General features: G+C 62.7%; 23 protein-coding genes. 17 read left to right on the top strand and 6 right to left on the bottom strand.

What is annotated here, in order from left to right:
- Positions 1–12: 12 nt before the first annotated feature.
- Positions 13–1065 (bottom strand): SDR family oxidoreductase, encoded by a 1053-nt coding sequence (locus M6G53_RS02875; protein ID WP_253328760.1) that lies wholly within the window; start codon positions 1063–1065, stop codon positions 13–15.
- 110 nt (positions 1066–1175) lie between these two features.
- On the opposite strand from M6G53_RS02875, the gene M6G53_RS02870 reads away from it, so the two are divergent.
- Entirely contained in the window at positions 1176–2108 is a 933-nt protein-coding gene (locus tag M6G53_RS02870) for a LysR family transcriptional regulator (protein WP_253328758.1), read from the top strand.
- Positions 2109–2111: 3 nt separating this feature from the next.
- Here M6G53_RS02870 and M6G53_RS02865 read toward each other — a convergent pair whose 3' ends face one another.
- The 3 genes from M6G53_RS02865 to M6G53_RS02855 form a co-directional block, all read right to left on the bottom strand.
- The gene (locus M6G53_RS02865) at positions 2112–2501 is read right to left on the bottom strand and encodes a YidB family protein (protein WP_253328756.1); all 390 of its coding nucleotides are present in this window, start codon (positions 2499–2501) and stop codon (positions 2112–2114) included.
- A 95-nt stretch (positions 2502–2596) separates the two neighbouring features.
- Positions 2597–2845, bottom strand: a complete 249-nt coding sequence (locus tag M6G53_RS02860; protein WP_019453501.1) for a GlsB/YeaQ/YmgE family stress response membrane protein — start codon at positions 2843–2845, stop codon at positions 2597–2599.
- A gap of 14 nt (positions 2846–2859) precedes the next feature.
- Positions 2860–3057, bottom strand: coding sequence for a glycine zipper domain-containing protein (locus M6G53_RS02855; RefSeq protein ID WP_253328753.1), 198 nt, complete (start codon positions 3055–3057; stop codon positions 2860–2862).
- Positions 3058–3712: 655 nt separating this feature from the next.
- On the opposite strand from M6G53_RS02855, the gene M6G53_RS02850 reads away from it, so the two are divergent.
- The gene (locus M6G53_RS02850) at positions 3713–4132 is read left to right on the top strand and encodes a VOC family protein (RefSeq protein WP_253328752.1); all 420 of its coding nucleotides are present in this window, start codon (positions 3713–3715) and stop codon (positions 4130–4132) included.
- Between the two features lie 16 nt (positions 4133–4148).
- On the opposite strand, the gene M6G53_RS02845 is transcribed toward M6G53_RS02850, so the two are convergent.
- A complete protein-coding gene (locus M6G53_RS02845; protein WP_253328750.1) occupies positions 4149–4343 on the bottom strand; it encodes a hypothetical protein in 195 nt (64 codons plus the stop codon).
- A gap of 163 nt (positions 4344–4506) precedes the next feature.
- Between M6G53_RS02845 and M6G53_RS02840 the strand changes: the two genes are divergently transcribed.
- Entirely contained in the window at positions 4507–6060 is a 1554-nt protein-coding gene (locus M6G53_RS02840) for a sensor domain-containing diguanylate cyclase (protein ID WP_253328748.1), read from the top strand.
- 493 nt (positions 6061–6553) lie between these two features.
- Positions 6554–7447 (top strand): Kdo hydroxylase KdoO, encoded by an 894-nt coding sequence (gene kdoO / locus M6G53_RS02835; protein ID WP_253328746.1) that lies wholly within the window; start codon positions 6554–6556, stop codon positions 7445–7447.
- A 43-nt stretch (positions 7448–7490) separates the two neighbouring features.
- Here kdoO and paaZ read toward each other — a convergent pair whose 3' ends face one another.
- Positions 7491–9557, bottom strand: a complete 2067-nt coding sequence (paaZ, locus tag M6G53_RS02830) for a phenylacetic acid degradation bifunctional protein PaaZ (RefSeq protein ID WP_253328744.1) — start codon at positions 9555–9557, stop codon at positions 7491–7493.
- A 317-nt stretch (positions 9558–9874) separates the two neighbouring features.
- Between paaZ and paaA the strand changes: the two genes are divergently transcribed.
- The 13 genes from paaA (at position 9875) to paaY (ending at position 21165) form a co-directional block, all read left to right on the top strand.
- Positions 9875–10813, top strand: a complete 939-nt coding sequence (gene paaA, locus M6G53_RS02825; protein ID WP_253328742.1) for a 1,2-phenylacetyl-CoA epoxidase subunit PaaA — start codon at positions 9875–9877, stop codon at positions 10811–10813.
- 21 nt (positions 10814–10834) lie between these two features.
- Positions 10835–11122 carry a 1,2-phenylacetyl-CoA epoxidase subunit PaaB gene (paaB, locus tag M6G53_RS02820; protein ID WP_004935173.1) on the top strand — a complete coding sequence of 96 codons (288 nt, stop codon included), beginning with the start codon at positions 10835–10837 and terminating at the stop codon, positions 11120–11122.
- Positions 11123–11130: 8 nt separating this feature from the next.
- On the top strand, positions 11131–11889 hold the full coding sequence (gene paaC / locus M6G53_RS02815) for a 1,2-phenylacetyl-CoA epoxidase subunit PaaC (protein ID WP_253328740.1): 759 nt from the start codon (positions 11131–11133) through the stop codon (positions 11887–11889).
- A 9-nt stretch (positions 11890–11898) separates the two neighbouring features.
- Complete coding sequence (paaD, locus tag M6G53_RS02810; RefSeq protein ID WP_033653577.1) at positions 11899–12396, top strand: 1,2-phenylacetyl-CoA epoxidase subunit PaaD; 498 nt, start codon at positions 11899–11901, stop codon at positions 12394–12396.
- A 13-nt stretch (positions 12397–12409) separates the two neighbouring features.
- Positions 12410–13468 carry a 1,2-phenylacetyl-CoA epoxidase subunit PaaE gene (gene paaE, locus M6G53_RS02805; RefSeq protein WP_253328739.1) on the top strand — a complete coding sequence of 353 codons (1059 nt, stop codon included), beginning with the start codon at positions 12410–12412 and terminating at the stop codon, positions 13466–13468.
- An 8-nt stretch (positions 13469–13476) separates the two neighbouring features.
- On the top strand, positions 13477–14250 hold the full coding sequence (paaF, locus tag M6G53_RS02800; protein WP_253328737.1) for a 2,3-dehydroadipyl-CoA hydratase PaaF: 774 nt from the start codon (positions 13477–13479) through the stop codon (positions 14248–14250).
- A gap of 3 nt (positions 14251–14253) precedes the next feature.
- Positions 14254–15045 carry a 2-(1,2-epoxy-1,2-dihydrophenyl)acetyl-CoA isomerase PaaG gene (paaG, locus tag M6G53_RS02795; protein WP_253328735.1) on the top strand — a complete coding sequence of 264 codons (792 nt, stop codon included), beginning with the start codon at positions 14254–14256 and terminating at the stop codon, positions 15043–15045.
- Positions 15046–15047: 2 nt separating this feature from the next.
- Positions 15048–16577, top strand: coding sequence for a 3-hydroxyacyl-CoA dehydrogenase (locus M6G53_RS02790; RefSeq protein WP_253328733.1), 1530 nt, complete (start codon positions 15048–15050; stop codon positions 16575–16577).
- Positions 16574–17014: a hydroxyphenylacetyl-CoA thioesterase PaaI gene (gene paaI / locus M6G53_RS02785; protein WP_253328731.1), complete on the top strand. Its 441-nt coding sequence runs from the start codon at positions 16574–16576 to the stop codon at positions 17012–17014. The genes M6G53_RS02790 and paaI overlap by 4 nt, the downstream gene beginning before the upstream one ends.
- On the top strand, positions 17011–18216 hold the full coding sequence (gene pcaF / locus M6G53_RS02780; protein WP_253328729.1) for a 3-oxoadipyl-CoA thiolase: 1206 nt from the start codon (positions 17011–17013) through the stop codon (positions 18214–18216). Before paaI ends, pcaF begins: the two co-directional genes overlap by 4 nt.
- A gap of 15 nt (positions 18217–18231) precedes the next feature.
- A complete protein-coding gene (gene paaK / locus M6G53_RS02775; RefSeq protein ID WP_253328727.1) occupies positions 18232–19539 on the top strand; it encodes a phenylacetate--CoA ligase PaaK in 1308 nt (435 codons plus the stop codon).
- A 78-nt stretch (positions 19540–19617) separates the two neighbouring features.
- Positions 19618–20556 carry a phenylacetic acid degradation operon negative regulatory protein PaaX gene (gene paaX / locus M6G53_RS02770; protein ID WP_253328726.1) on the top strand — a complete coding sequence of 313 codons (939 nt, stop codon included), beginning with the start codon at positions 19618–19620 and terminating at the stop codon, positions 20554–20556.
- A 12-nt stretch (positions 20557–20568) separates the two neighbouring features.
- A complete protein-coding gene (gene paaY, locus M6G53_RS02765; RefSeq protein WP_253328724.1) occupies positions 20569–21165 on the top strand; it encodes a phenylacetic acid degradation protein PaaY in 597 nt (198 codons plus the stop codon).
- Positions 21166–21169 lie beyond the last annotated feature (4 nt).

Raw genomic sequence — 21169 nt, 5'->3', positions numbered from 1 at the left:
CCGATGCTGCACTCAGGGAATGATGCCGCGGCGGCGGAACTCATCAAACAGCGAGAAAAACATGGCTTCGGTTTCGACAAACTGGTGGAAACCGAAGCGGCGCGCCTTGCTGCCGTCTGCGAACATGTCATAGTCCCAGGAAAAGACGAAATCGGCGAAACGCCAGCCGGCCACCGCGCGATAGTCCGGTTCGGTCAATTGGTGTCGTTGCACCAGCTCTCGCCACAGCATCGCCTTGTCCGCCATCATGCTCTCCAACGGCATCGGCAACGGCGGCGCGCATTCCAGTTCGAAGTAAGCGGCGATTTTCGGCCACATCTCGCTCCAGCGAAACAGATCGCCATTGTTGATATTAAACGCCTGATTGGCCGCCGCCGGTTCGGTCGCCGCCCAGAGCGTGGCACGCGCCAACAGCCCGGCATCGGTCATTTCCAGCAGGCTGTGATAAGCACCCGTTTTGCCCGGGAAACGCAACGGCAGCCCGAGCGCTTTACCGATCGACGCGTAAACCGCAATGCTTAACGCCAGGTTCATCGGGTTGCCGAGAGAGAAGCCCCCCACCACGCTCGGACGAATGGCGCTCCAGTGCCAACGCTTGCCCGCCTGACGCTGCGCCAGATACTGCTGCTGCGCCACGTTAAACTCCGGCGGCATATGCCCGGCGTCGCTTTCACGCGCCGGCGTTTTAAACGGCCCCAAATGGGCACCATAAACCTTGTAACCCTGCATCAGGCTGATGTGTTCCAGCGCCGGCGCGATCGGCTCCAGCCCCTCGACGACGTGTTGTAACATCTGCAGATTAGGCGCTACCAGGCCCGCCCAATCCGGCCCATCCTGATAAGCGGCATAGAAAACGTGGCTAATTGCGCTCAGCGGCCGCAGCGCGCCGCGCGTTGCCGCCGCATCCAGCAGATCCACCTGAAGGTGGCGGACACCCGGCGCCGGTTGTCCACCCCGGCGCGAAACGCCCACCACGGGCCAGCCCTGGGCGGTCAGTTCCTCAATCAGTCTGCGCCCAATCACGCCATTGGCGCCGATCACTAATGCCTGTCGCTTTGTTTTCATCTTGCCACTCCTCGGGTTGTCGATGCCCTGAGTGTTATTGATTAGTGATACTTGCGGTAGAAGCGAATTGTCACTAACACTAATAAGAAAAACCTATAGGTAAAATCGACATGGATAAGCTGAACGCAATGAAAACCTTTATGCGGGTGGCGGAGCTGGGCAGCCTGTCGGCCGCCGCTCGCGATCTGCGCTTGACGCAGCCGGCGGTCAGTCAGCAAATCGCCGGCCTGGAGCAGCAACTGGGGGCACAGCTGCTGTTTCGCAGCACCCGGGCGGTCACCCTGACCGATGCCGGCAGCGGTTATTATCAGCGTCTAAAACCGATTCTGGCGGCGGTCGGCGAAGCGGAAGAAGCGCTGCACGGCCAGCGCCACCGGCTGCAGGGCAACCTGCGCATTCACGCGCCGACCGGGTTCGGACAACGGCACGTCACGCCGCTGGCCATCGCTTTCCAGCAGCGCCATCCGGATCTCGTCATCGAGCTGCTGCTGGACGATCGCCGCGCCGACGTGATCGGCGAAGGTATCGACGTGGCGCTGCGCTTCGGCGAACTGCACGCGCCCGGCATGGTGGCGAAACGTTTGGGCGAACTGCAACGCCTGCTGGTGGCGTCACCGGCCTATCTGGCAAAGCATGGCGCACCACGCTCGCCGGCGGAGCTGGCAAAACATGCGCACATTCGCTACAGCGGTTTGAACGACGGCGATACGCTCACCCTGATCGGCCCGCACGGCCCCGAGATAGTTGCGCTGCGGCCCACGTTCCGTGCCAACAATACGCTATCGCTGCTGACGGCTATCGAAGCCGGGCTCGGTATCGGCGGCGCCCAGCGCCCCTTGATCGGCGAGCAACTGGCGACGGGGGCGCTGGTGCCCGTACTGCCGGAATATCGCTATCCCCCCATGGCGCTGCACGCGATCTATCCCGCATTACGATTTATTCCGGAGAAAGTGCGCGCCTGGGTGGCGCATCTGCAACAGGCCTTGACGGCGATCGAGGGGATTCGCGGGGGGAAGGCTCCCGACCGGGCGCCGGGAGCATAAGCATTATTTGAACAGTTTGCCAACCATGTCGCCCAGTTCATTGCTGTCTTGCTGCACCTCGCCATTTGGCGAGGCGGCATCCGCTACCGTTGGCAAGAACTGTGCAATCGTGTTGGAGGCCTGGGCCGGATCGATACCCAACTTTTCAGCCAGTTGATTGATCGCGTCGCTCCCCAACGCCTGCTGCACATGATCGCCGGTAATTGGCTGGTTTTCGCCGTTACCGAGCCAGGAACCGACGATATCACCGAACTGCCCCTGACGGAATTTGTCCAAAATGGCCTGCAGGCCGCCTTGTTGCTCGACCCACTGCATGACGGCGATGTAATCGATACCTTTGCCGTTGGCGCCGCCGCCCAGAATGTTACCCACTACGCTATCGAACAGACCCATGATTTTCCCCTTTCAGCCGGTACGGCCCGTGCCGCACCGCCGGATTGATTTCACGAAAAAGGGTCGCCGCAGCGACCCTGTTGAGCAACGGCTGCTTAGCCTTTGATCTTCCTGTAGACAAAAAGCACCACCAGGGCACCGATTACCGCCACCACAAAGCTGCCCAGGTTAAAACCGTCAACGCGACCCATACCGAAGAAGGTACTGATATAGCCGCCGACCACGGCACCCACGACACCCAGTACCACGGTCATAATAAAGCCGCCGCCGTCTTTACCCGGCATAATCCATTTGGCCAGGATACCGGCGATTAAACCAAAAATGATCCAGGAAATGATGCCCATCTTTACTCTCCCTATTACCTTTTGCCTAACAGAAATCCTATTACCAGGCCCACGACGGCGCCGGCGCCTATCCCCGCCCAAGGATTATCCTTGATGCAGGCACATGATTGCTCGAGCACTGCTTTTACGCCGCTGTGCACTTCGCAGGCGGTGGTTTTAACGTAATCGCTCGGTTGCTCAACACCGTTTATCTCGTCATTTTCATATGACATGTCAAATCCTTACAGACCAACCCTCTGAGAATTTCGTCACATGTTCCACGTCAGGCGCCGCCCGCTCCGCAATCTTGCTCCGGGCAATCTGCCCGCTGCCGCTCAATGCAGGGAGTACGACGACAAACGCACAACTTCACACTATGACTATAGTAAAAAATCAGCGGTTTACCCATTTCCGTCAGTCTGAATTTCACCGCGCAAAAAACGATCTCATTTCATCCAACTGTCATCTCGACAGGCTACACTTCAATCAAATCTGCCAGGAGGAGAGGCCGATGTTCAATGCACCGTTTGTCCTGATTCTCGCGCTGCTCTACGCGCTGGCCGCCGTTTGGGACGGTTCCGCTGCGTTACTGTTTTTCTAAGGTTACATAGGCGTTGTCACAATTGCGCTGCGCGCAATTGTGTCTTTATTTTTCAGCGGCAGCAGCCGATTGAAATAGCGATGAATACCCCCGCCCTCAGTAAAAGTCTCATATTCTCTCATTCGGCTTATAACAATTTGGCGGACGCGCTCGCCTCGCACAAGCATTCCGCGCCCAGGGAACTACACTAATAAATCACCGACGGCAATCGTTGCCGCCAGCTCCCCCCCTTCATTCCCGCCCGAGGGCCGGTCGTTGCCTGTCGGGCCACAACCGAGGTCACTGCCATGCTGGTACAGCCTTATCTGTTTTTCAGCGGTAACTGTGAGCAAGCGATTAACTTCTACGTGCAGCAGTTGAATGCCAAAATTGAGATGGTCATGCGCTACAAGGACATGCCCGAAGAGGCCCGGCAAGGCGGGCCGCAGGACGTCAATCCGGAGGCGATCATGCATGCGCGCCTGCTGATCGGCGACGGCGTGCTGATGGCCTCCGACGGCTGTCCGCAGGACGACAGCGGCGGCGCTTCCCATAAAGGCTTCTCGCTGTCGCTGAACCCCAGCGATACGGAGCAAGGACGCAAACTGTTCGATAATCTGGCGCAGGACGGCCAGGTGACGATACCTTACCAGGCCACCTTCTGGGCCAAAGGCTTCGGCATGCTGACCGACAAATTCGGCGTCAACTGGATGATCAACGTCGAATAATTTCGCTATGGCGCCGCTAACTGTAGCGGTGCCAGTCATACGCCGCCTTGGCGAACAGCACGAACAGCAGCGCCAGCAGCGCCAGGCCCAGGCGCCAATACGGCGAGCGGTGCCGTCGCCAGGCGAAGAACATCGTCGCTGCCAGCGCTCCCAGGGTGAGGGGGTAATACACCACCAGCGTCAGTAAAGCGATAATGATGTAATCCGACATTGGCTTCCCCACTCCGTTTGCTGGCCGCACCGCTGTGGCCGCAGGTTGCGGCCAGACTTTCCCGGTATCGCCGCGTTAAGGGCTAGAGGTCTGGCGCATTTATGCATAAAATATAAGATTGCTCTTAACTCAAATTGAATAAAAATCGAATAGCAAGGGTGACATGACTCAGCAGCAAGCCAAACAGGATGCCGTGCCGCCGCGCAGCGCTACCAACTCCCCATTATTATTTCAGGCCGGCGTGTTTGTCATCATCGTTGCCGCCACGCTGATTCTTTTTAACAGCTGGCAAATCTGGAACGCGCACCAGCGCGACCTGCGCAGCGCCGAACATGAATCCGCCAACCTCGCCCGTTCGCTGGCGCAGCACGCCGACGATACCTTCATGCAGGTGGACGGCAACTTGTTCGATCTGACCGAACGGATCCAGACTGACGGGCTGGGCCCGTCGCAGCTGGCGCGGCTGCAGCGAGTGATGCAGACCCAGGTCGGCAATCTGCCGCAGTTGCACGGGATGTTTATCTACGATGCGCACGGCCGCTGGCTGGCAACCTCCTCGGGCAAATTCATCAAAAACGCCAACAACGCCGATCGCGATTACTTCAAATATCATCAAAACCGGGACGGCGCCGGCTTATACATCGGCAAGGTGATCCGCAGCCGCACCACCGGCGATCTGATCATTCCCGTGTCGCGGCGTTTCAACAACCCGGACGGCAGCTTTGGCGGCGTGGTGCTGGCAACGCTGTACGTCGATTATTTCCGCCAGTTTTACGACAGCTTCGCCCTCAACACCGACGCCTCGTTGAACCTGCTGCTGGCCGACGGCACCATCCTTTATCGCCGCCCCTATTCGGCGGCCTCTATCGGTAAAAACATCGCCAAAGGCGTGCTGTTCAGCGAGATCTTGCCGCATTCTGAGTTCGGCAACGCCACCATCACGTCGCTGTTCGACAAAGTGGAACGCATCTACGGTTACTCACGGGTCAACCGCTATCCGCTGGTGATCGCCGCCGGGCTGTCGAAACGCGACGCGCTGGCGGACTGGCGCAGCGACGCCAGTCTGTTCGCCGCGGGCGGCCTCTCCCTGTTGGTGATCCTGCTGGCGATGGGCATGGTGCTGCTGCGGCAAATCAAGCACAGCATGCAAACCGAAGCCGAGCTGGTGCGCACCCGCGATCAGTTGACCAGCATCAATCAGATGCTCGAAGAGCTGGCGCTGCTGGACGGCCTGACCGGTCTGGCCAATCGCCGCCAGTTTGACATCGCGCTGAAGAACGAGCTGGCGCGCGCCTCGCGCAACTACCGCAGCGTGGCGCTGCTGATGCTGGATATCGACTACTTCAAACAGTACAACGACAGCTATGGCCACGTCGCGGGCGATCAGTGCCTGCAGCAGATCGGCCAAACGCTGAAAGGGTTGGCCTGCCGCAGCAACGACATTCTGGCGCGCTACGGCGGCGAAGAGATGGGCATTATCCTGCCGGATACCGACGTGCAGGGCGCGCTGATTTTCGCCGAGCGCGTCATCGATGCAGTGCGCTGTCTGAAGATCCCGCATCAGGGCAATCCGCACGGCATCGTCACCATCAGCATCGGTATCTGCGCCAAAGTGCCGCATATGTACAATGATACGCCGATCAGCTTTATCAATGAGGCGGACAGCGCACTGTATGAGGCCAAGAAAAAAGGCAAAAACTGCATTTACGTCGCTTAATCGTTAATCGGGCCGTCGCATTCGGGCGGCCCGCGTTATTCATACGGAAAAAATGAAATAATTTCCCTCGAAAACATTTTCTCGCCGGTATTTCCTCGCTTTTAATGCAATAGCGACAAAAAATAATCAAAATACCTATTTTCATTACAATTCAATAAGATAAAAAATACGCCATTCAACAACCCATTCGTGCCATTTTTGATTATTCGTGCCCACGCCGGGCCTCGTTTAACTCCTGTTTACTTTTTATTGGCGTTGCCGGTGATACCCTTATCGGGACTATTCTATATATCAGGAAGCCATCGCACGCTTCGGCGCACTGCGCCCTGCTGATACATCCATAATAGAACCCGCAAATTTCACGTTGCAATTGGGCGACCGGCGCAAAAACTTTTGGTGCCGCTCCAGCCAGCCACTGCGCAAGCCAGTGCAGCCAACCACGCGGCAACCTGAAAGGCGGGAATAAAGCGATATAGATTTGCGAGGAGATCTCATGCCTACTGGCGAAATTATGCGTGAACAGGCCGTACTGACGCTGCCGTTGCGGCAATGGGCGGCGGCGGAAACGTCCAGCGCGGTTAGCGAACTGGAACAGGGCAAAGTGCTGTTTCTGCCCGAACTGGCCTTCACCCTGTCTGAGCAGGAAAAGCCGCTGCTGGATCCGACGCTGGTCGATCCGAAGCGCAAGAACATCAGCTACCAGCCGCTGTCCGGCAAGCTGACCGGCGTCGCCGTCGCGGAACGCCGGCAACAGGTTCAGCAACTGCTGGAGCGCTATTATCAATCCTGCCGTCAATTAATCGCCGGGCTGTTGCCCGAGTATCAGGAGGCGCTGCACCACCCAACCGGCAGCCTGCGTTTGCATCCGGTCTCCGCCTGGCGCGCCAATAGCTCCTGGCGCAAAGACGACAGCCGGTTGCACGTTGACGCTTTCCCGTCGCGCCCGAACTACGGCGAACGCATTCTGCGCATTTTCACCAACATCAATCCGCACGGCGAAAACCGCCAATGGCGGGTCGGCGAGCCTTTCCCGGAGCTGGCAGAACGCTTTATGCCGCGTCTGGCCCGCTATTCGGCGTTAAGCAGCTGGCTGCAGCACCAGGTGCGCATTACCAAAACCCGCCGCAGCCATTATGACCACCTGATGCTGCAATTGCATGACGCCATGAAGGCCGATGGGGATTATCAACAGCAGGGGCCGCAGTTGGCGCTGGCGTTCCCGCCGGGCAGTAGCTGGATTTGCTTTTCGGATCAAACGCCGCACGCCGCGATGGGGGGCCAATTTATGTTGGAACAAACCTTCCTGTTGCCGGTGAACAAGATGCAGGATCCGCAGCGTTCACCGCTGAAAGTGCTGGAACAGCTGCGCGGCCAAACGCTGATCTGAATGATTTGCCGCCGCCGGGGCTACCGGCGGCGGCAAACGGGCATCACGCCTCGAAATCCCCCTGTTGACGCGCCACCAGCGTCAGAATGCTGTACAGCGCCACCGGCTGCTGCTCCTGATTCAACACCTGCACATCCCACACCACCACGCCGTGCGGGCGATCTTCGGCGGTTTTCTGCGGCTTGCGAATTTTCTTTTTGCAGGTCAACCGCACCTGAATGGTGTCGCCGATCTTCACCGGTTCGATAAAGCGCAGATTCTCCATGCCGTAGTTGGCGATCACCGGCCCGACGGCGGCGTCGACAAACAGCCCGGCCGCAGCGGATACCACAAAGTAACCGTGCGCCACCCGCTCGCCGAACAGCGATTCGGCGGCGCCGATCTTGTCCATGTGCGCGTAAAAATGGTCGCCGCTCAGGCAGGCGAAGTTGACGATGTCCGCTTCGGTCACGGTGCGACGCGCGGTCAACAGGCTGTCGCCCAGCTGCAGCTGCTCGAAGTATTTACGGAACGGATGTACCGGATGCTCGGCGACCGGCGCGCCGCGCACCCATTCGCCACCGATGGCCGCCAGCATCGCCGGGCTGCCTTGGATCGCCGTGCGCTGCATATAGTGCTTCACCGCACGCAGCCCGCCCAGCTCTTCACCGCCGCCGGCGCGCCCCGGGCCGCCGTGCACCAGCATCGGCAACGGCGAACCGTGGCCGGTGGACTCCGCCGCTGCCTGCTCATCCAAAATCAACATGCGCCCGTGGGCGCAGGCCGCCGCGCGTATGAAGCGCTTGGCCAAGGCCGGGTCGGCGGTCACCAGCGATCCCGCCAGGCTGCCCTGCCCCAGCAACGCCAACGCGATCGCCTGCTCGGTATCCGCATACGGCATCAGCGTTGCCACCGGGCCGAAGGCCTCGGTGCCGTGCACCGCCTGATGGGTGAACGGATCGGCGCAATACAACAGGGTCGGTGGATAAAACGCCCCGCCGCGCGCACCGTCGCCCAGGACGTCCAACTTATCCGGCGCCGCGCCGCAGAGCGGCTCGCAGCCGTTGCGCAGCAGGAAATCCACCTTGCTTTGCACATCATCGCGCTGCTCGTGGCTGACCAGCGCCCCCATGCGCACCTGCTCGAGCTGCGGGTCGCCCACTTTTACCCCCGCCAGGTGCTGCAACAAGGCCTGACGCACCGCCGCCACCTGCGCCGCCGGCACGATGATGCGGCGGATCGCGGTGCATTTCTGCCCCGCCTTGGCGGTCATTTCACGGCACACCTCTTTGATGAACAGCGCAAACTCCGGCATCTCCGGCGTCACGTCCTCCGCCAGCACGCAGCAGTTGAGCGAATCCGCCTCCATGGTGAACGCGATCGATTTTTCCAGCAGGCGCGGGTGCGCGCGCAGCCGCTGCCCGGTCTGCGCCGAGCCGGTAAAGGTCACCGCATCCTGGTAATCCAGGTGCGAGAACATGTCGCCGACGCCGCCGCACACCAGCTGCAGCGCCCCTTCCGGCACCAGCCCGCTGTCGACGATCAGCCTGACCATCGCCTGCGTCAGCTGCGCGGTGGCAGTGGCCGGCTTGATGATGGCCGGCATGCCCGCCAGCCAGGTCGGCGCCAGTTTTTCCAGCATGCCCCAGCACGGGAAGTTGAAGGCGTTGATGTGCAGCGCCACGCCGGGGCGCGAGGTCAGCACGTGGCGGGCGGCGAACTGCGCCTGTTTCGACAATGGGATCAGTTCGTCTTCCGGCCACAGCGTATCGTCCGGCAGATCGCGGCCGGCCATGCCGGCATAGGCGAACAGCGTGGCGATGCCGCCCTCGATATCGACCCAGCCGTCGCTGCGCGTCGCCCCGGTTTGGTAGGAAATCTGATACAGCGCCTCTTTATGCGCCAGCAGGTGTTTGGCCACCGCTTTCAGCATCTGGGCGCGCTGCTGGAACGTCATGTGCGCCAGCGCCGGACCGCCGCGGCTGCGCGCATAGCTCAGGCTCGCCGCCAACGGCAGGCCGTCGGAGCAGACCTGGTACAGCCCCTCGCCGGTCACGGCGTGGCGGATCTCGCGCCCCTCTCCCTGCCCGTACACCCAGGCGCCAGAAAGATAACTGTGTAACTGCTGCATGTGCCCTCCGGAATTCATAAATTTTCACCTTATAGCTTAATTACGTATCACATAAACGCCAGCCCATGCCAAACCAAATTTTAACAAAAATAGAACAAAAGGCGCTTTCAGGCCGTTTCACCTGCCATAAACAAGGAATTAATCGCTTTATTTATCAATCAAAATCAAGACCATAACAAAACACCTTGTGAGTCACCTCGCAAAACCACATGAATTGCGTTTGATCTTTTTGTTATCAGTTTGTAGCCTTATGGTTAGTTAAAGTGATTCACATTTTTGTGTTTAATGTGAAAAACACGAATCATCAAGAGGCAAGCATGACAACTGACGCACAGTATCAGCAGCATTTCGACGACAAGATCGCGGCGGATATCGCCATTGAGGCCAAAGACTGGATGCCGGACGCCTATCGTCAGAACCTGATTCGGCAGATTGGCCAACACGCCCACTCCGAAGTCATCGGCATGCTGCCGGAAGCCAACTGGCTGACGCGCGCCCCCACGCTGCGCCGCAAGGCGGTGCTGCTGGCCAAAGTGCAGGACGAAGCCGGCCACGGTCTGTACCTCTACAGCGCCGCCGAAACCCTCGGCTGTTCGCGCCAGGACATCTACCAAAAGATGCTCGACGGCAAGATGAAGTACTCCTCCATCTTCAATTATCCCACGCTCAACTGGGCGGATATCGGCGTGATCGGCTGGCTGGTCGACGGCGCCGCCATCGTCAATCAGGTGGCGCTGTGCCGAGCGTCCTACGGCCCCTATGCGCGGGCGATGGTGAAAATCTGCAAAGAGGAAAGCTTCCACCAGCGTCAGGGCTACGAGGCGGTGATGGCGATGGCCAACGGCAGCGACACGCAGCGCGCCATGTTGCAGGACGCTATCGATCGCTTCTGGTGGCCGGTGTTGATGATGTTCGGCCCAAGCGACGCCGACTCCCCCCACAGCGCCCAGAGCATGGCGTGGAAAATCAAGCGCCACAGCAACGATGAACTGCGGCAGAAGTTCGTCGACAACACCGTGCCACAGCTTGAGGCGCTGGGCATGACGGCGCCGGATCCGAGTCTGCACTGGGACGCCGCCGCCGGCCACTATCGCTTCGGCGAGATCGACTGGAGCGAATTGCATGAGGTGATCAAAGGGCGCGGCCAATGCAACCACGAACGCCTGCAGGCCAAACGCCGCGCCTGGGAAGACGGCGCCTGGGTGCGCGACGGCGCCATGGCGCACGCCGCGAAAAACGCCGCCTCCGCCGCATAGCCAACATAAGGAACCGAGATCATGAGCCACGTTGAATGGCCGCTGTATGAAGTGTTTATCCGCAGCAAACAAGGGCTGGCGCATCGCCACGTCGGCAGCCTGCACGCCGCCGACGACCAAATGGCGCTGGAAAACGCCCGCGACGCCTATACGCGCCGCAACGAAGGCTGCTCGATCTGGGTGGTGCAGTCGCGCCATCTGATCGCCTCGCAGCCGGAAGATCGCGGCGCGTTCTTCGATCCGTCCGAAGACAAGATCTACCGTCATCCGACGTTTTACACCATTCCCGACGGCATCAAGAACATGTAGAGGCGACCATGACGGTTAACGATCCGCGCATCAGCTATTTACTCCGCCAGGGCGACACGCCTCTGATCCTAGCCCAGCGCCTGTGCGCCTGGTGCGGCCACGCGCCCGAGCTGGAAATCGACCTGGCGTTGGCCAACATCGGGCTCGATCTGCTCGGCCAGGCGCGCAACTTTCTGGGCTACGCCGCCGAACTGGCCGGCCCGCCCTGCAGCGAAGACAGCCTGGCCTTCGGCCGCGACGAGCGCCAGTTTCATAACCTGCTGTTGGCAGAGCAGCCGAACGGCGGTTTCAACGACACGCTGGTGCGCCAATTCCTGCTCGATGCCTACCACGTACAGCTGCACCAGGCGCTGAGCCGCAGCCGCGATGCGCAGATCGCCGCCATCGCCGCCAAGTCTTTGAAGGAGGCCGATTATCACCTGCGCTTCAGCCACGGCTGGATGATCCGCCTGGGCGACGGCAACGACGTCAGCCACCGCAAGATCCAGCAATCGCTGGATAACCTGTGGCGCTTCACCGCCGAGCTGTTCCACGCCGACGCGCTGGAGCGGGAACTGGCGGAACAAGGCATCGCCGTCGATCCACGCGAACTGCAGGCCCCCTGGCAAGCGCAGGTGGAAGAGACGCTGCGTCAGGCGACGCTGGCGCTGCCTGCCGAGCAGGCGTTCCGGCACGGCGGCAAGCAAGGCCGGCACAGCGAACACCTCGGCCCGCTGCTGGCGGAAATGCAGTTCCTGCAGCGCGCCTATCCAAACGGTCAATGGTAGGAGGCCGCGATGAACGTCACCCGTTTGCAACCCGCCGAAATCCCGCAGATTTGGCACTGCCTGCAGCAGATCAGCGATCCCGAACTGCCGGTGCTGTCGATCACCGATTTGGGCATGGTGCGCGACGTGGCGCGCGACGGCGCGGGCTGGCGCGTGACCTTCACCCCGACCTATTCCGGCTGCCCGGCCACCGAATTTCTGCTCAACGCCATCGAACAGCGGCTGGCGGCCGCCGGCTTCAGCCCGGTGCAGGTGGACATTCGCCTCAGCCCGGCCTGGACCACCGACTGGATGAACGCCGACGCCCGCGAGCGGCTGCGGCAATACGGCGTAGCGCCCCCGCAGGGCCACACCTGCGATCGGCCGCACGCCCACGGCCCGGTTGCCTGCCCGCGCTGCGGCAGCACCCACAGCGAGAAGATCAGCGAGTTCGGCTCCACCGCCTGTAAAGCGCTGTACCGCTGCTGCGACTGCCGGGAACCGTTCGATTATTTCAAATGCATATAGGAGCGCTGACACCATGACGGTCTTTCATCGCCTGAACGTTGCCGCCATCGAGCGCGAAACGCCGGACGCCGTAGCCATCACCCTGCGGGTGCCCGAAGAGCTGCAAAACCAATACCGCTATACCCCTGGCCAGCACCTGACGCTCAAGGCGTTGGTCAACGGCGAAGAACTGCGGCGTTGCTACTCCATCTGCAGTTCGCCGCAGGAAGGCCTGCTGCAGATCGGCGTGAAGGCGATTGACCAGGGGCGCTTCTCCGGCTTCGTCAACCGCATGCTGAAGGTCGGCGACGCGCTGGAGGTGATGGTGCCGCAGGGGCGTTTCGGCTATCAGCCGCAGGCAGGGCGCCACGGCAACTACCTGGCGATCGCCGCCGGCTCCGGCATCACGCCGATGCTGTCGATCATCAAGGCGACGCTGCAGCTCGAACCGGGCAGCAGCTTCACCCTGATCTACGGCAACCGCAACAGCCGTTCGATGATGTTCAAAGAGGCGCTGTCGGATCTGAAAAACCGCTACCCGCAGCGTTTTCAGCAACTGTACCTGTTCAGCCAGGAGAACCTGGACAGCCCGCTGCTCAGCGGCCGCATCGACCGCGAACGCCTGACGGCGATCGGCGGCGCGCTGTTGGATTTCCGCGACTATGACCACGCCTTCATCTGCGGGCCGGAATCGATGATGGACGACGCGCAAACCGTGCTGGAACAGGCCGGCGTCCCGGCCAACCACATCCACAGCGAACGCTTCAACACCAGCGGCCTGGTCTCCCGCCCGCGAAGCAGCGGCGATCGCAACGCCACCCGGGTGGCGATCCTGCTCGACGGCCGCCGGTTGGATATCGAGATCGGCGAACAGGACGACAGCATTCTCGACGCCGCGCTGCGCCAGGGCGCCGACCTGCCCTACGCCTGCAAAGGCGGCGTATGCGCCACCTGCAAATGCCGTCTGAAGGCCGGCCAGGTGGAGATGGGCGTCAACTACAGCCTGGAGCCGGATCAGCTGGCGGCAGGCTACGTATTGAGCTGCCAGTCGTGGCCGAAAGGCGACGGCGTGGTATTGGACTTCGACGTCTAGGAGCCGCGATGGACACCCCCTTTATTTTGCATCAGCAGCAGCACCGCGTGGTCACGCTGACGCTGCACCGCCCGGAGGCGCGTAATGCCCTGAGCACGCCGTGCCTGGAACAGCTGGTTGCCCGGCTGGAGCAGGCCGACGCCGACAGCGGCGTGGGCGCCGTGGTGATCGCCGGTGCGGCGCGCTGCTTCGCCGCCGGTGCCGATCTGCGCGAACTGCAACAGCAGGATCTGCCGGCCGCGCTGGCGGATCGCCGTCCGCAGCTGTGGCAGCGTCTGGCACAGTTCAGCAAGCCGCTGCTGGCGGCGGTGAACGGTTATGCCCTGGGCGCCGGCTGCGAGCTGGCGCTGGCCTGCGACATCGTTATCGGTGGCGAAAGCGCCCGCTTCGGCCTGCCGGAGATCACCCTCGGCCTGATGCCGGGCGCCGGCGGCACCCAGCGTCTGATGCGCTGCGTCGGCAAATCGCGCGCCAGCCAGATGGTGCTGACCGGCGAGGCCATCGACGCCCGCACCGCGCTGCAGGCCGGCCTTATCAGCGAAGTGTGCGTCGATGCCCTGACGCTGGAACGCACGCAGCAGATTGCCGAACGCATCAGCCGTCAGGCGCCGCTGGCGCTGCGCGCCGCCAAACAGGCGCTGAAACAGGCCGAGGAAACCGGCCTTAGCCAGGGGTTAGCGATGGAGCGTCAACAGTTTGTCACCCTGGCCGCCACCGACGATCGCCGCGAAGGCATCGCCGCCTTTTTCGAAAAACGTACGCCAAACTATCAGGGGCGCTGATTTATGGATAACGCAATGATTCTCAGCCATCTCGACGCCGGCGTGTTGACGCTGACCCTCAACCGGCCGGACCGGCTCAACAGCTTTAACGACGAGATGCATCGCCAGCTGAGCGAAGCGCTGACACAGGCCGAGCGGGACGACAGCGTGCGCTGCCTGCTGATCGCCGGCGCCGGGCGCGGTTTCTGCGCCGGGCAGGATCTCAACGATCGCAACGTCAGTGCCGATCAACAGGCGCCGGATCTCGGCCTGTCGGTCGAACGTTTCTACAACCCCCTGATCCGCCGCCTGACCGCCCTGCCGAAGCCGGTGGTGTGCGCGGTCAACGGCGTGGCGGCCGGCGCCGGCGCCGCGCTGGCCCTGGCGTGCGATATCGTCATCGCCGCCGACAATGCCAGCTTCATTCAGTCGTTCTGCCGTCTGGGACTGGTGCCTGACTCCGGCGGCAGCTGGTTCCTGCCGCGGCTGGCCGGCCATGCCCGCGCGATGGGTATGGCCATGCTGGGTGACAAAATCAGCGCCCAACAGGCGCTGGCGTGGGGCATGATTTGGCAGGTAGTGCCGGCGGCGGAGTTGGCCGATCGCACGCAAACGCTGGCGCGCCATCTGGCCACCCAGCCGACCTACGGCCTGGGGCTGATCAAGAAAGCCATCTACAGCTCGGCCACCAACAGCCTCGATCAGCAGCTCGATCTGGAGCGCGATCTGCAACGCCTGGGCGGCCGCAGCGACGACTATCGCGAAGGCGTCAGCGCGTTCTTCGCCAAACGCACGCCAAACTTCAGCGGGAAATAGCCATGAATGCGCCCCTTCTTAACGGCCAGGTGGCGGTGATCGGCGCCGGCACCATGGGCATCGGCATCGCCCAGGTGGCCGCCGCCGCCGGCCACCCGGTGCGGCTGTTCGATATCGCGCCCGCCGCCGCCCAGCGTGCGATCGACGATCTCGCTCGCCGCCTGCGGCAGCGGGTAGACGGCGGCAAGGCCGACGCCGCAACCACCGAAGCGCTGCTGGCGCGCCTCGAACGCGCCGACTCGCTCGAGCAGCTGGCCGACTGCGCGCTGGTGATTGAAGCGGTGGCGGAAAATCTGGCGATCAAACAGGGCCTGTTCCGCGATTTGGAGGCGCTCTGCTCACCCACGACGCTGTTCGCCAGCAATACCTCCTCGCTGTCGATCACCGCCATCGCCGGGGCACTGCAACACCCGGCACGCATGGCCGGGCTGCATTTCTTCAACCCGGCGCCGCTGATGAAACTGGTGGAGATCGTCAGCGGTCTGGAGACCGCCACCGAGACCCTCGCCGCGCTGCAGGCCCTGGCGCAGCGCTGGGGTAAGCAGAGCGTCGTGTGCCGCTCGACGCCGGGATTTATCGTCAACCGCGTGGCGCGGCCGTTCTATGCCGAAACCCTGCGAGCCCTGGAGGAGCGGGTGGCCGACGCCGCCACGCTGGACGCGGTCTTGCGCGACGCCGGCGGTTTCGCCATGGGCCCGTTGCAGTTGACCGATCTGATCGGCCAGGACGTCAATTACGCCGTGACCGACTCGGTATATCAGGCCTTCTATCAGGATCCGCGCTTCACCCCCTCACTGGTGCAGCAGGAACTGGTGGCCGCCGGGCACCTCGGCCGCAAATCCGGCCGCGGCTTCTACCGCTACGACGCCCAGCGATCCGCCGCCGAGATCGCCTTTGCGCCCCCGGCGCAGGTCGCGCTGCCGCAACGCGTTACGCTGCACGGCGACTGGTCTTCGCTGGCCGATTTGGCGCAGTTGTTAAGCGAAAATGCGGGGGCGATCAAACAACCTGGCCAGACCAGCCCACACGTCACGATCGACGACGTTACAATGATGTTAACCAATGGTAAAACCGCCGGCCAACTGGCCGACGAACGTGGAACACCCGTGGTGTTGTTCGATCTCTGTGCCGACTATGCGCACGCCTCCGCCATCGCCATTAGCTGCGCGGCGCAAAACGAGGCGCAACACAATGCCAAAGCGATTCGCCTGCTGCAGTCCCTCGGCAAGCAGGTCATTCCGCTGCCGGATTACCCCGGCCTGCTGACGATGCGCACCCTGGCCATGCTGGCCAACGAAGCGCTCGACGTGGTGAACAAAGGCGTCGCCGGCGCCGAAGATACCGATCTGGCGATGCTGCGCGGCGTCAACTATCCGCGCGGGCCGCTGGCCTGGGGCGCCGCGCTCGGCTGGCGCCACATTCTGGCGACGCTGGAAAACCTGCAACGTTATTACGGCGAAGCGCGCTATCGCCCGATGCCGCTGCTGCGCCGCTATGCTTCCCCCGCCGCTTTCCCAGGAGCCGAACGATGAACGCCAATACGCCGCGCGCGCTGGCTCAGCGCTGCGCCGAACAGATGTTCCAGCAAGATACCTGCGCTCAGGCGATGGGGATGCACATCGACGCCGTCGACGCCGGGTACGCGCAGGTCAGCATGACCGTCGGCCCGCAGATGCTCAACGGCCACCAGACCTGCCACGGCGGCCAGCTGTTCAGCCTGGCGGACACCGCCTTCGCCTACGCCTGCAACAGCCAGGGGTTGGCGGCGGTGGCCTCCGGCTGCAGCATCGACTTCGTCCGCCCGGCGCTGGCCGGCGATCGCCTCACCGCCAGCGCGGCGGTACGCCATCAGGGCAAAGCCACCGGGCTGTATGACGTCGAAATCGTTAACCAACGGGGCAAAACCGTCGCCTGGTTCCGCGGCCGCGCGCACCGCCTCGGCCACCGCATTTTAGGAGATCAGGCATGAATCAGGCATTTATCTGCGACGGTGTGCGCACCCCGATCGGCCGCTATGGCGGCGCGCTGGCCCAGATGCGCGCCGACGACCTCGCCGCCCTGCCGCTGCGTGTGCTGCTGGAACGCCATCCGCAGGTGGATTGGGCGCAGCTGGACGACGTGATCCTCGGCTGCGCCAACCAGGCCGGGGAAGACAACCGCAACCTGGCGCGCATGGCGCTGCTGCTGGCCGGCGTGCCGGTCGACGTGTCCGGCACCACGGTGAACCGCCTGTGCGGTTCGGGCCTGGATGCGCTGGCGATGGCAGCGCGCAGTATCAAAGCCGGCGATGCCGAACTGATGCTGGCGGGCGGCGCGGAATCGATGACCCGCGCGCCGCTGGTGATGGGCAAGGCCGACAGCGCCTTCAGCCGCCAGGCGCAGCTGTACGACACCACCCTCGGCTGGCGCTTCGTCAATCCGCGGATGCAGGCCGAGTTCGGCACCGATTCGATGCCGGAGACCGCCGAAAACGTCGCGGCGCAGTTCAACATCAGCCGCGCCGATCAGGACGCCTTTGCGCTGCGCAGCCAGCAGCGCGCCGCCCGGGCGCAGGCGCTGGGCCACCTGGCGCAGGAGATAGCCCCGGTCAGCCTCAGCGGTAAAAAAGGCGCGGTGACGCTGTTCAGCCAGGATGAACACCCGCGCCCCGACACCACCTTCGAGCAGTTGCAGGCGCTGAAAACTCCGTTCCGTCAGCCCGGCAGCGTCACCGCCGGCAACGCCTCGGGCCTGAATGACGGTGCGGCGGCCCTGCTCGTCGCCTCCGAAGCGATGGCGGCGCGCCAGGGGCTGACGCCGCGCGCACGCATCGTTGCCACCGCCACCTGCGGCGTGGAGCCGCGGCTGATGGGCATCGGCCCGCTGCCGGCCACCCGCAAGGTGCTGGAAATCGCCGGGCTGAGCCTGGCGCAGATGGACGTCATCGAACTGAACGAAGCGTTCGCCGCCCAGGCGTTGGCGGTGATGCGCCAGCTTGGCCTGCCGGACGATGCCCCGCAGGTCAACCCCAACGGCGGCGCGATCGCCCTGGGGCATCCGCTGGGCATGAGCGGCGCGCGCCTGGCGCTGGCCGCCCTGTTTGAACTGGAACGGCGAGCCGGCCGCTACGCGCTGTGCACCATGTGCATCGGCGTCGGCCAGGGCATCGCCATGATCATTGAGCGTGTCTGACCCCTGAGGCTAACCATGACAATAAATCCACAGCCCCTCGAAACGATCGAATTCGCCTCGCGCGATGAGATTGAAGCGTTGCAGTTGGCGCGTCTGAAGTGGACGCTGCACCACGCCTACGACAATGTGCCGATGTACCAACGCAAATTCGACCAGGCCGGCGTGCACCCCGACGATCTCAAACAGCTGAGCGATCTGGCGCGCTTCCCCTACACCACCAAGCAGGATCTGCGCGATAACTACCCGTTCGACACCTTCGCGGTGCCGATGGAACAGGTGGTGCGCATCCACGCCTCCTCGGGCACCACCGGCCGCCCGACGGTGGTGGGCTACACCCAGCGCGACATCGATAACTGGGCCGATATCGTCGCCCGCTGCCTGCGCGCCGGCGGCGCCACCGCCAAAGACAAGGTGCACGTCGCCTACGGTTACGGCCTGTTCACCGGCGGCCTCGGCGCGCACTACGGCGCGGAGCGGCTCGGCGCGACGGTGATCCCGATGTCCGGCGGCCAGACGGAACGCCAGGCGCAGCTGATCCTCGATTTCAAACCCGACATCATCATGGTGACGCCATCCTATTGCCTGACGCTGATCGACGAGCTGGAACGCAAGATGGGCGGCGACGCGCGCGGCTGCTCGCTGCGGCTCGGCGTGTTCGGCGCCGAACCCTGGACCGAAGCCCTGCGCCACGAAATCGAAACCCGCATGGGCATCAAGGCGCTGGATATTTACGGCCTGTCGGAAGTGATGGGGCCGGGCGTGGCGATGGAGTGTCTGGAGAGCGGCGGCGGGCCTACCATTTGGGAAGACCATTTCCTGCCGGAGATCATCTGCCCGGAAACCGGCATCGCCCTGCCGGACGGTGAGCACGGCGAACTGGTATTCACCACCCTGACCAAAGAAGCGCTGCCGGTGATCCGCTACCGCACCCGCGATCTCACTCGTCTGCTGCCGGGCGACGCGCGCCAGATGCGCCGCATGGGCAAGATCACCGGCCGCTCCGACGACATGCTGATCATCCGCGGCGTCAACGTCTTCCCGTCGCAGGTGGAGGAGCAGATCATGCAGTTCGAGCAGCTGTCGCCGCACTACCAGCTGCAGGTCAGCCGCAGTGGGCACCTGGACACGCTGGCGGTGCGCGTCGAACTGAAAGAATCCGCGCTCAGCCTCAGCCACCAGCAGCGTTGCGACATCTGCCACCAGCTGCGCCACCACATCAAATCGATCGTGGGCGTCAGCACCGACGTCAGCATCGCCAACTGCGGCGATATTCCGCGCTCGGAAGGCAAGGCGCAGCGCGTGGTCGATCTGCGGCCGCGCTGAGCCGCACGGCGTCACGGATGACGCCACCTAAAATTATGGTAATGTTATGGCTCATCGAAGGCTAACCCATGGAAAAATATGGAACATAAACTGGATGAGTTCATTCGCCATGCCGTCGACGCGCAGCCGATCAGCGGCACCTCGCTGATCATTTCGCTGTACGGCGACGCGCTCAGCCACCGCGGCGGCGAAGTGTGGCTCGGTAGCCTGAGCGCGCTGTTGGAGGCCTTCGGCTTCGGCGATCGCTTCGTGCGCACCTCGGTGTTCCGCCTGCAGAAAGAGGGTTGGCTGGCGGTGGAGAAAATAGGCCGCCGCAGCTTCTACCGCGTGACCGAGCAGGGAATGCGCCAGTTTCGCCACGCCGAATCGAAAATCTATCTGCGCGAGCAGCCCGCCTGGGACGGCAAGTGGGAGCTGTTGCTGCTGGAAAGCGCCGAAAAAAACGAGCGCGCGCGGCTGAAAAAAGAGCTGGGCTGGCTCGGATTCGGGCAAATCGCCAGCAACCTGATGGCCGCCCCCACCCATGCACAGACCGATGTGACGGCGCTGCTCGGCGAGCTAAACGCCAGCGAGCAGGTGATTTACTTCCGCGCCGATTATCCCTATAACCGCTCCGAGCAAACCCTGCAGAACCTGGTGGCCGACTGCTGGTCGCTAAGCGAGGTGGCGGCGGGCTATCACGAGTTTATCGTCTCCTTCCGGCCGCTGATGGCGCTGCTGCGCGAAGTCGACCCGGCGGCGCTGACGCCGCTGCGCTGTTTCCAGATTAAGCTATTATTGATTCACTTCTTCCGTCGCGTGGTGTTGAAAGATCCGCTGCTGCCGGACGCGCTGCTGCCCGCGCAGTGGGAGGGCCAGATCGCCCGCAACCTGTGCATCAATCTTTATCAGCAGGTCGATCGCGCCGCGACGGAGTACGTCAGCGCGCTGGCGGAGACCACCATCGGCGCCCTGCCCGCGCCGGCCGCCGGCTACTATCGGCGCTTCGGCGGCCTGCCGCGCGACCCTACATGTTAAGGAACTCACGCTATGCCTGTGTATCAGATTGACGGCCTGACGCCGGTCGTTGCCCCCAGCAGTTACGTGCACCCGACGGCGGTACTGATCGGCGACGTTATCGTCGGCAAGCACGTGTACATCGGCCCGAACGCCAGCCTGCGAGGCGATTTTGGCCGCCTGGTGATTTGCGACGGCGCCAACATTCAGGACAACTGCGTGATGCACGGCTTCCCGCAGCAAGACACGGTGGTGGAAGAAGACGGCCATATCGGGCACGGCGCCATCCTGCACGGCTGCCGCATTCGCCGCAATGCAATGGTGGGCATGAATGCGGTGGTGATGGACGGCGCGGAGATCGGCGAGAACACCATCGTCGGCGCGATGGCGTTCGTCAAAGCCGCAGCGGTGATCGAAGCCAACAAGCTGGTGGTCGGCAGCCCGGCGCGCGTGCTGCGCGATCTGACCGAACAGGAACTGGCCTGGAAGGTCGCCGGCACCCGCGAGTACCAGGATCTGGTACAGCGCTGTAAATCTTCGCTGCACGAAGTGGCGCCGCTGACCGAAATCGAACCGGGCCGCCAGCGCCTGAGCTTCGGTGACCAGCTGATCCCGAAAAGCCAGCTGTAATCCC

Origin of the sequence: Serratia nevei (genome assembly GCF_024160145.1) — a bacterium.
GTDB classification, from domain to species: Bacteria; Pseudomonadota; Gammaproteobacteria; order Enterobacterales; family Enterobacteriaceae; genus Serratia; species Serratia nevei_A.
The sequence above is the reverse complement of the archived record's forward strand: the minus strand, read 5'-3'. Positions and strand labels throughout refer to the sequence as shown.

Excerpts from the sequence above, each read along its gene's own strand:
- paaZ (WP_253328744.1), bottom strand. The coding sequence starts at position 9,557 with ATGCAGCAGTTACACAGTTATCTTTCTGGCGCCTGGGTGTACGGGCAG.
- paaY (WP_253328724.1), top strand. The coding sequence starts at position 20,569 with ATGCCTGTGTATCAGATTGACGGCCTGACGCCGGTCGTTGCCCCCAGC.
- paaB (WP_004935173.1), top strand. The coding sequence starts at position 10,835 with ATGAGCCACGTTGAATGGCCGCTGTATGAAGTGTTTATCCGCAGCAAA.
- paaK (WP_253328727.1), top strand. The coding sequence starts at position 18,232 with ATGACAATAAATCCACAGCCCCTCGAAACGATCGAATTCGCCTCGCGC.
- paaI (WP_253328731.1), top strand. The coding sequence starts at position 16,574 with ATGAACGCCAATACGCCGCGCGCGCTGGCTCAGCGCTGCGCCGAACAG.
- M6G53_RS02845 (WP_253328750.1), bottom strand. The coding sequence starts at position 4,343 with ATGTCGGATTACATCATTATCGCTTTACTGACGCTGGTGGTGTATTAC.
- paaC (WP_253328740.1), top strand. The coding sequence starts at position 11,131 with ATGACGGTTAACGATCCGCGCATCAGCTATTTACTCCGCCAGGGCGAC.
- paaD (WP_033653577.1), top strand. The coding sequence starts at position 11,899 with ATGAACGTCACCCGTTTGCAACCCGCCGAAATCCCGCAGATTTGGCAC.
- M6G53_RS02875 (WP_253328760.1), bottom strand. The coding sequence starts at position 1,065 with ATGAAAACAAAGCGACAGGCATTAGTGATCGGCGCCAATGGCGTGATT.
- M6G53_RS02860 (WP_019453501.1), bottom strand. The coding sequence starts at position 2,845 with ATGGGCATCATTTCCTGGATCATTTTTGGTTTAATCGCCGGTATCCTG.
- M6G53_RS02850 (WP_253328752.1), top strand. The coding sequence starts at position 3,713 with ATGCTGGTACAGCCTTATCTGTTTTTCAGCGGTAACTGTGAGCAAGCG.
- M6G53_RS02870 (WP_253328758.1), top strand. The coding sequence starts at position 1,176 with ATGGATAAGCTGAACGCAATGAAAACCTTTATGCGGGTGGCGGAGCTG.
- M6G53_RS02790 (WP_253328733.1), top strand. The coding sequence starts at position 15,048 with ATGAATGCGCCCCTTCTTAACGGCCAGGTGGCGGTGATCGGCGCCGGC.
- paaX (WP_253328726.1), top strand. The coding sequence starts at position 19,618 with ATGGAACATAAACTGGATGAGTTCATTCGCCATGCCGTCGACGCGCAG.
- M6G53_RS02840 (WP_253328748.1), top strand. The coding sequence starts at position 4,507 with ATGACTCAGCAGCAAGCCAAACAGGATGCCGTGCCGCCGCGCAGCGCT.
- M6G53_RS02855 (WP_253328753.1), bottom strand. The coding sequence starts at position 3,057 with ATGTCATATGAAAATGACGAGATAAACGGTGTTGAGCAACCGAGCGAT.
- pcaF (WP_253328729.1), top strand. The coding sequence starts at position 17,011 with ATGAATCAGGCATTTATCTGCGACGGTGTGCGCACCCCGATCGGCCGC.
- M6G53_RS02865 (WP_253328756.1), bottom strand. The coding sequence starts at position 2,501 with ATGGGTCTGTTCGATAGCGTAGTGGGTAACATTCTGGGCGGCGGCGCC.
- kdoO (WP_253328746.1), top strand. The coding sequence starts at position 6,554 with ATGCCTACTGGCGAAATTATGCGTGAACAGGCCGTACTGACGCTGCCG.
- paaA (WP_253328742.1), top strand. The coding sequence starts at position 9,875 with ATGACAACTGACGCACAGTATCAGCAGCATTTCGACGACAAGATCGCG.
- paaG (WP_253328735.1), top strand. The coding sequence starts at position 14,254 with ATGGATAACGCAATGATTCTCAGCCATCTCGACGCCGGCGTGTTGACG.
- paaF (WP_253328737.1), top strand. The coding sequence starts at position 13,477 with ATGGACACCCCCTTTATTTTGCATCAGCAGCAGCACCGCGTGGTCACG.
- paaE (WP_253328739.1), top strand. The coding sequence starts at position 12,410 with ATGACGGTCTTTCATCGCCTGAACGTTGCCGCCATCGAGCGCGAAACG.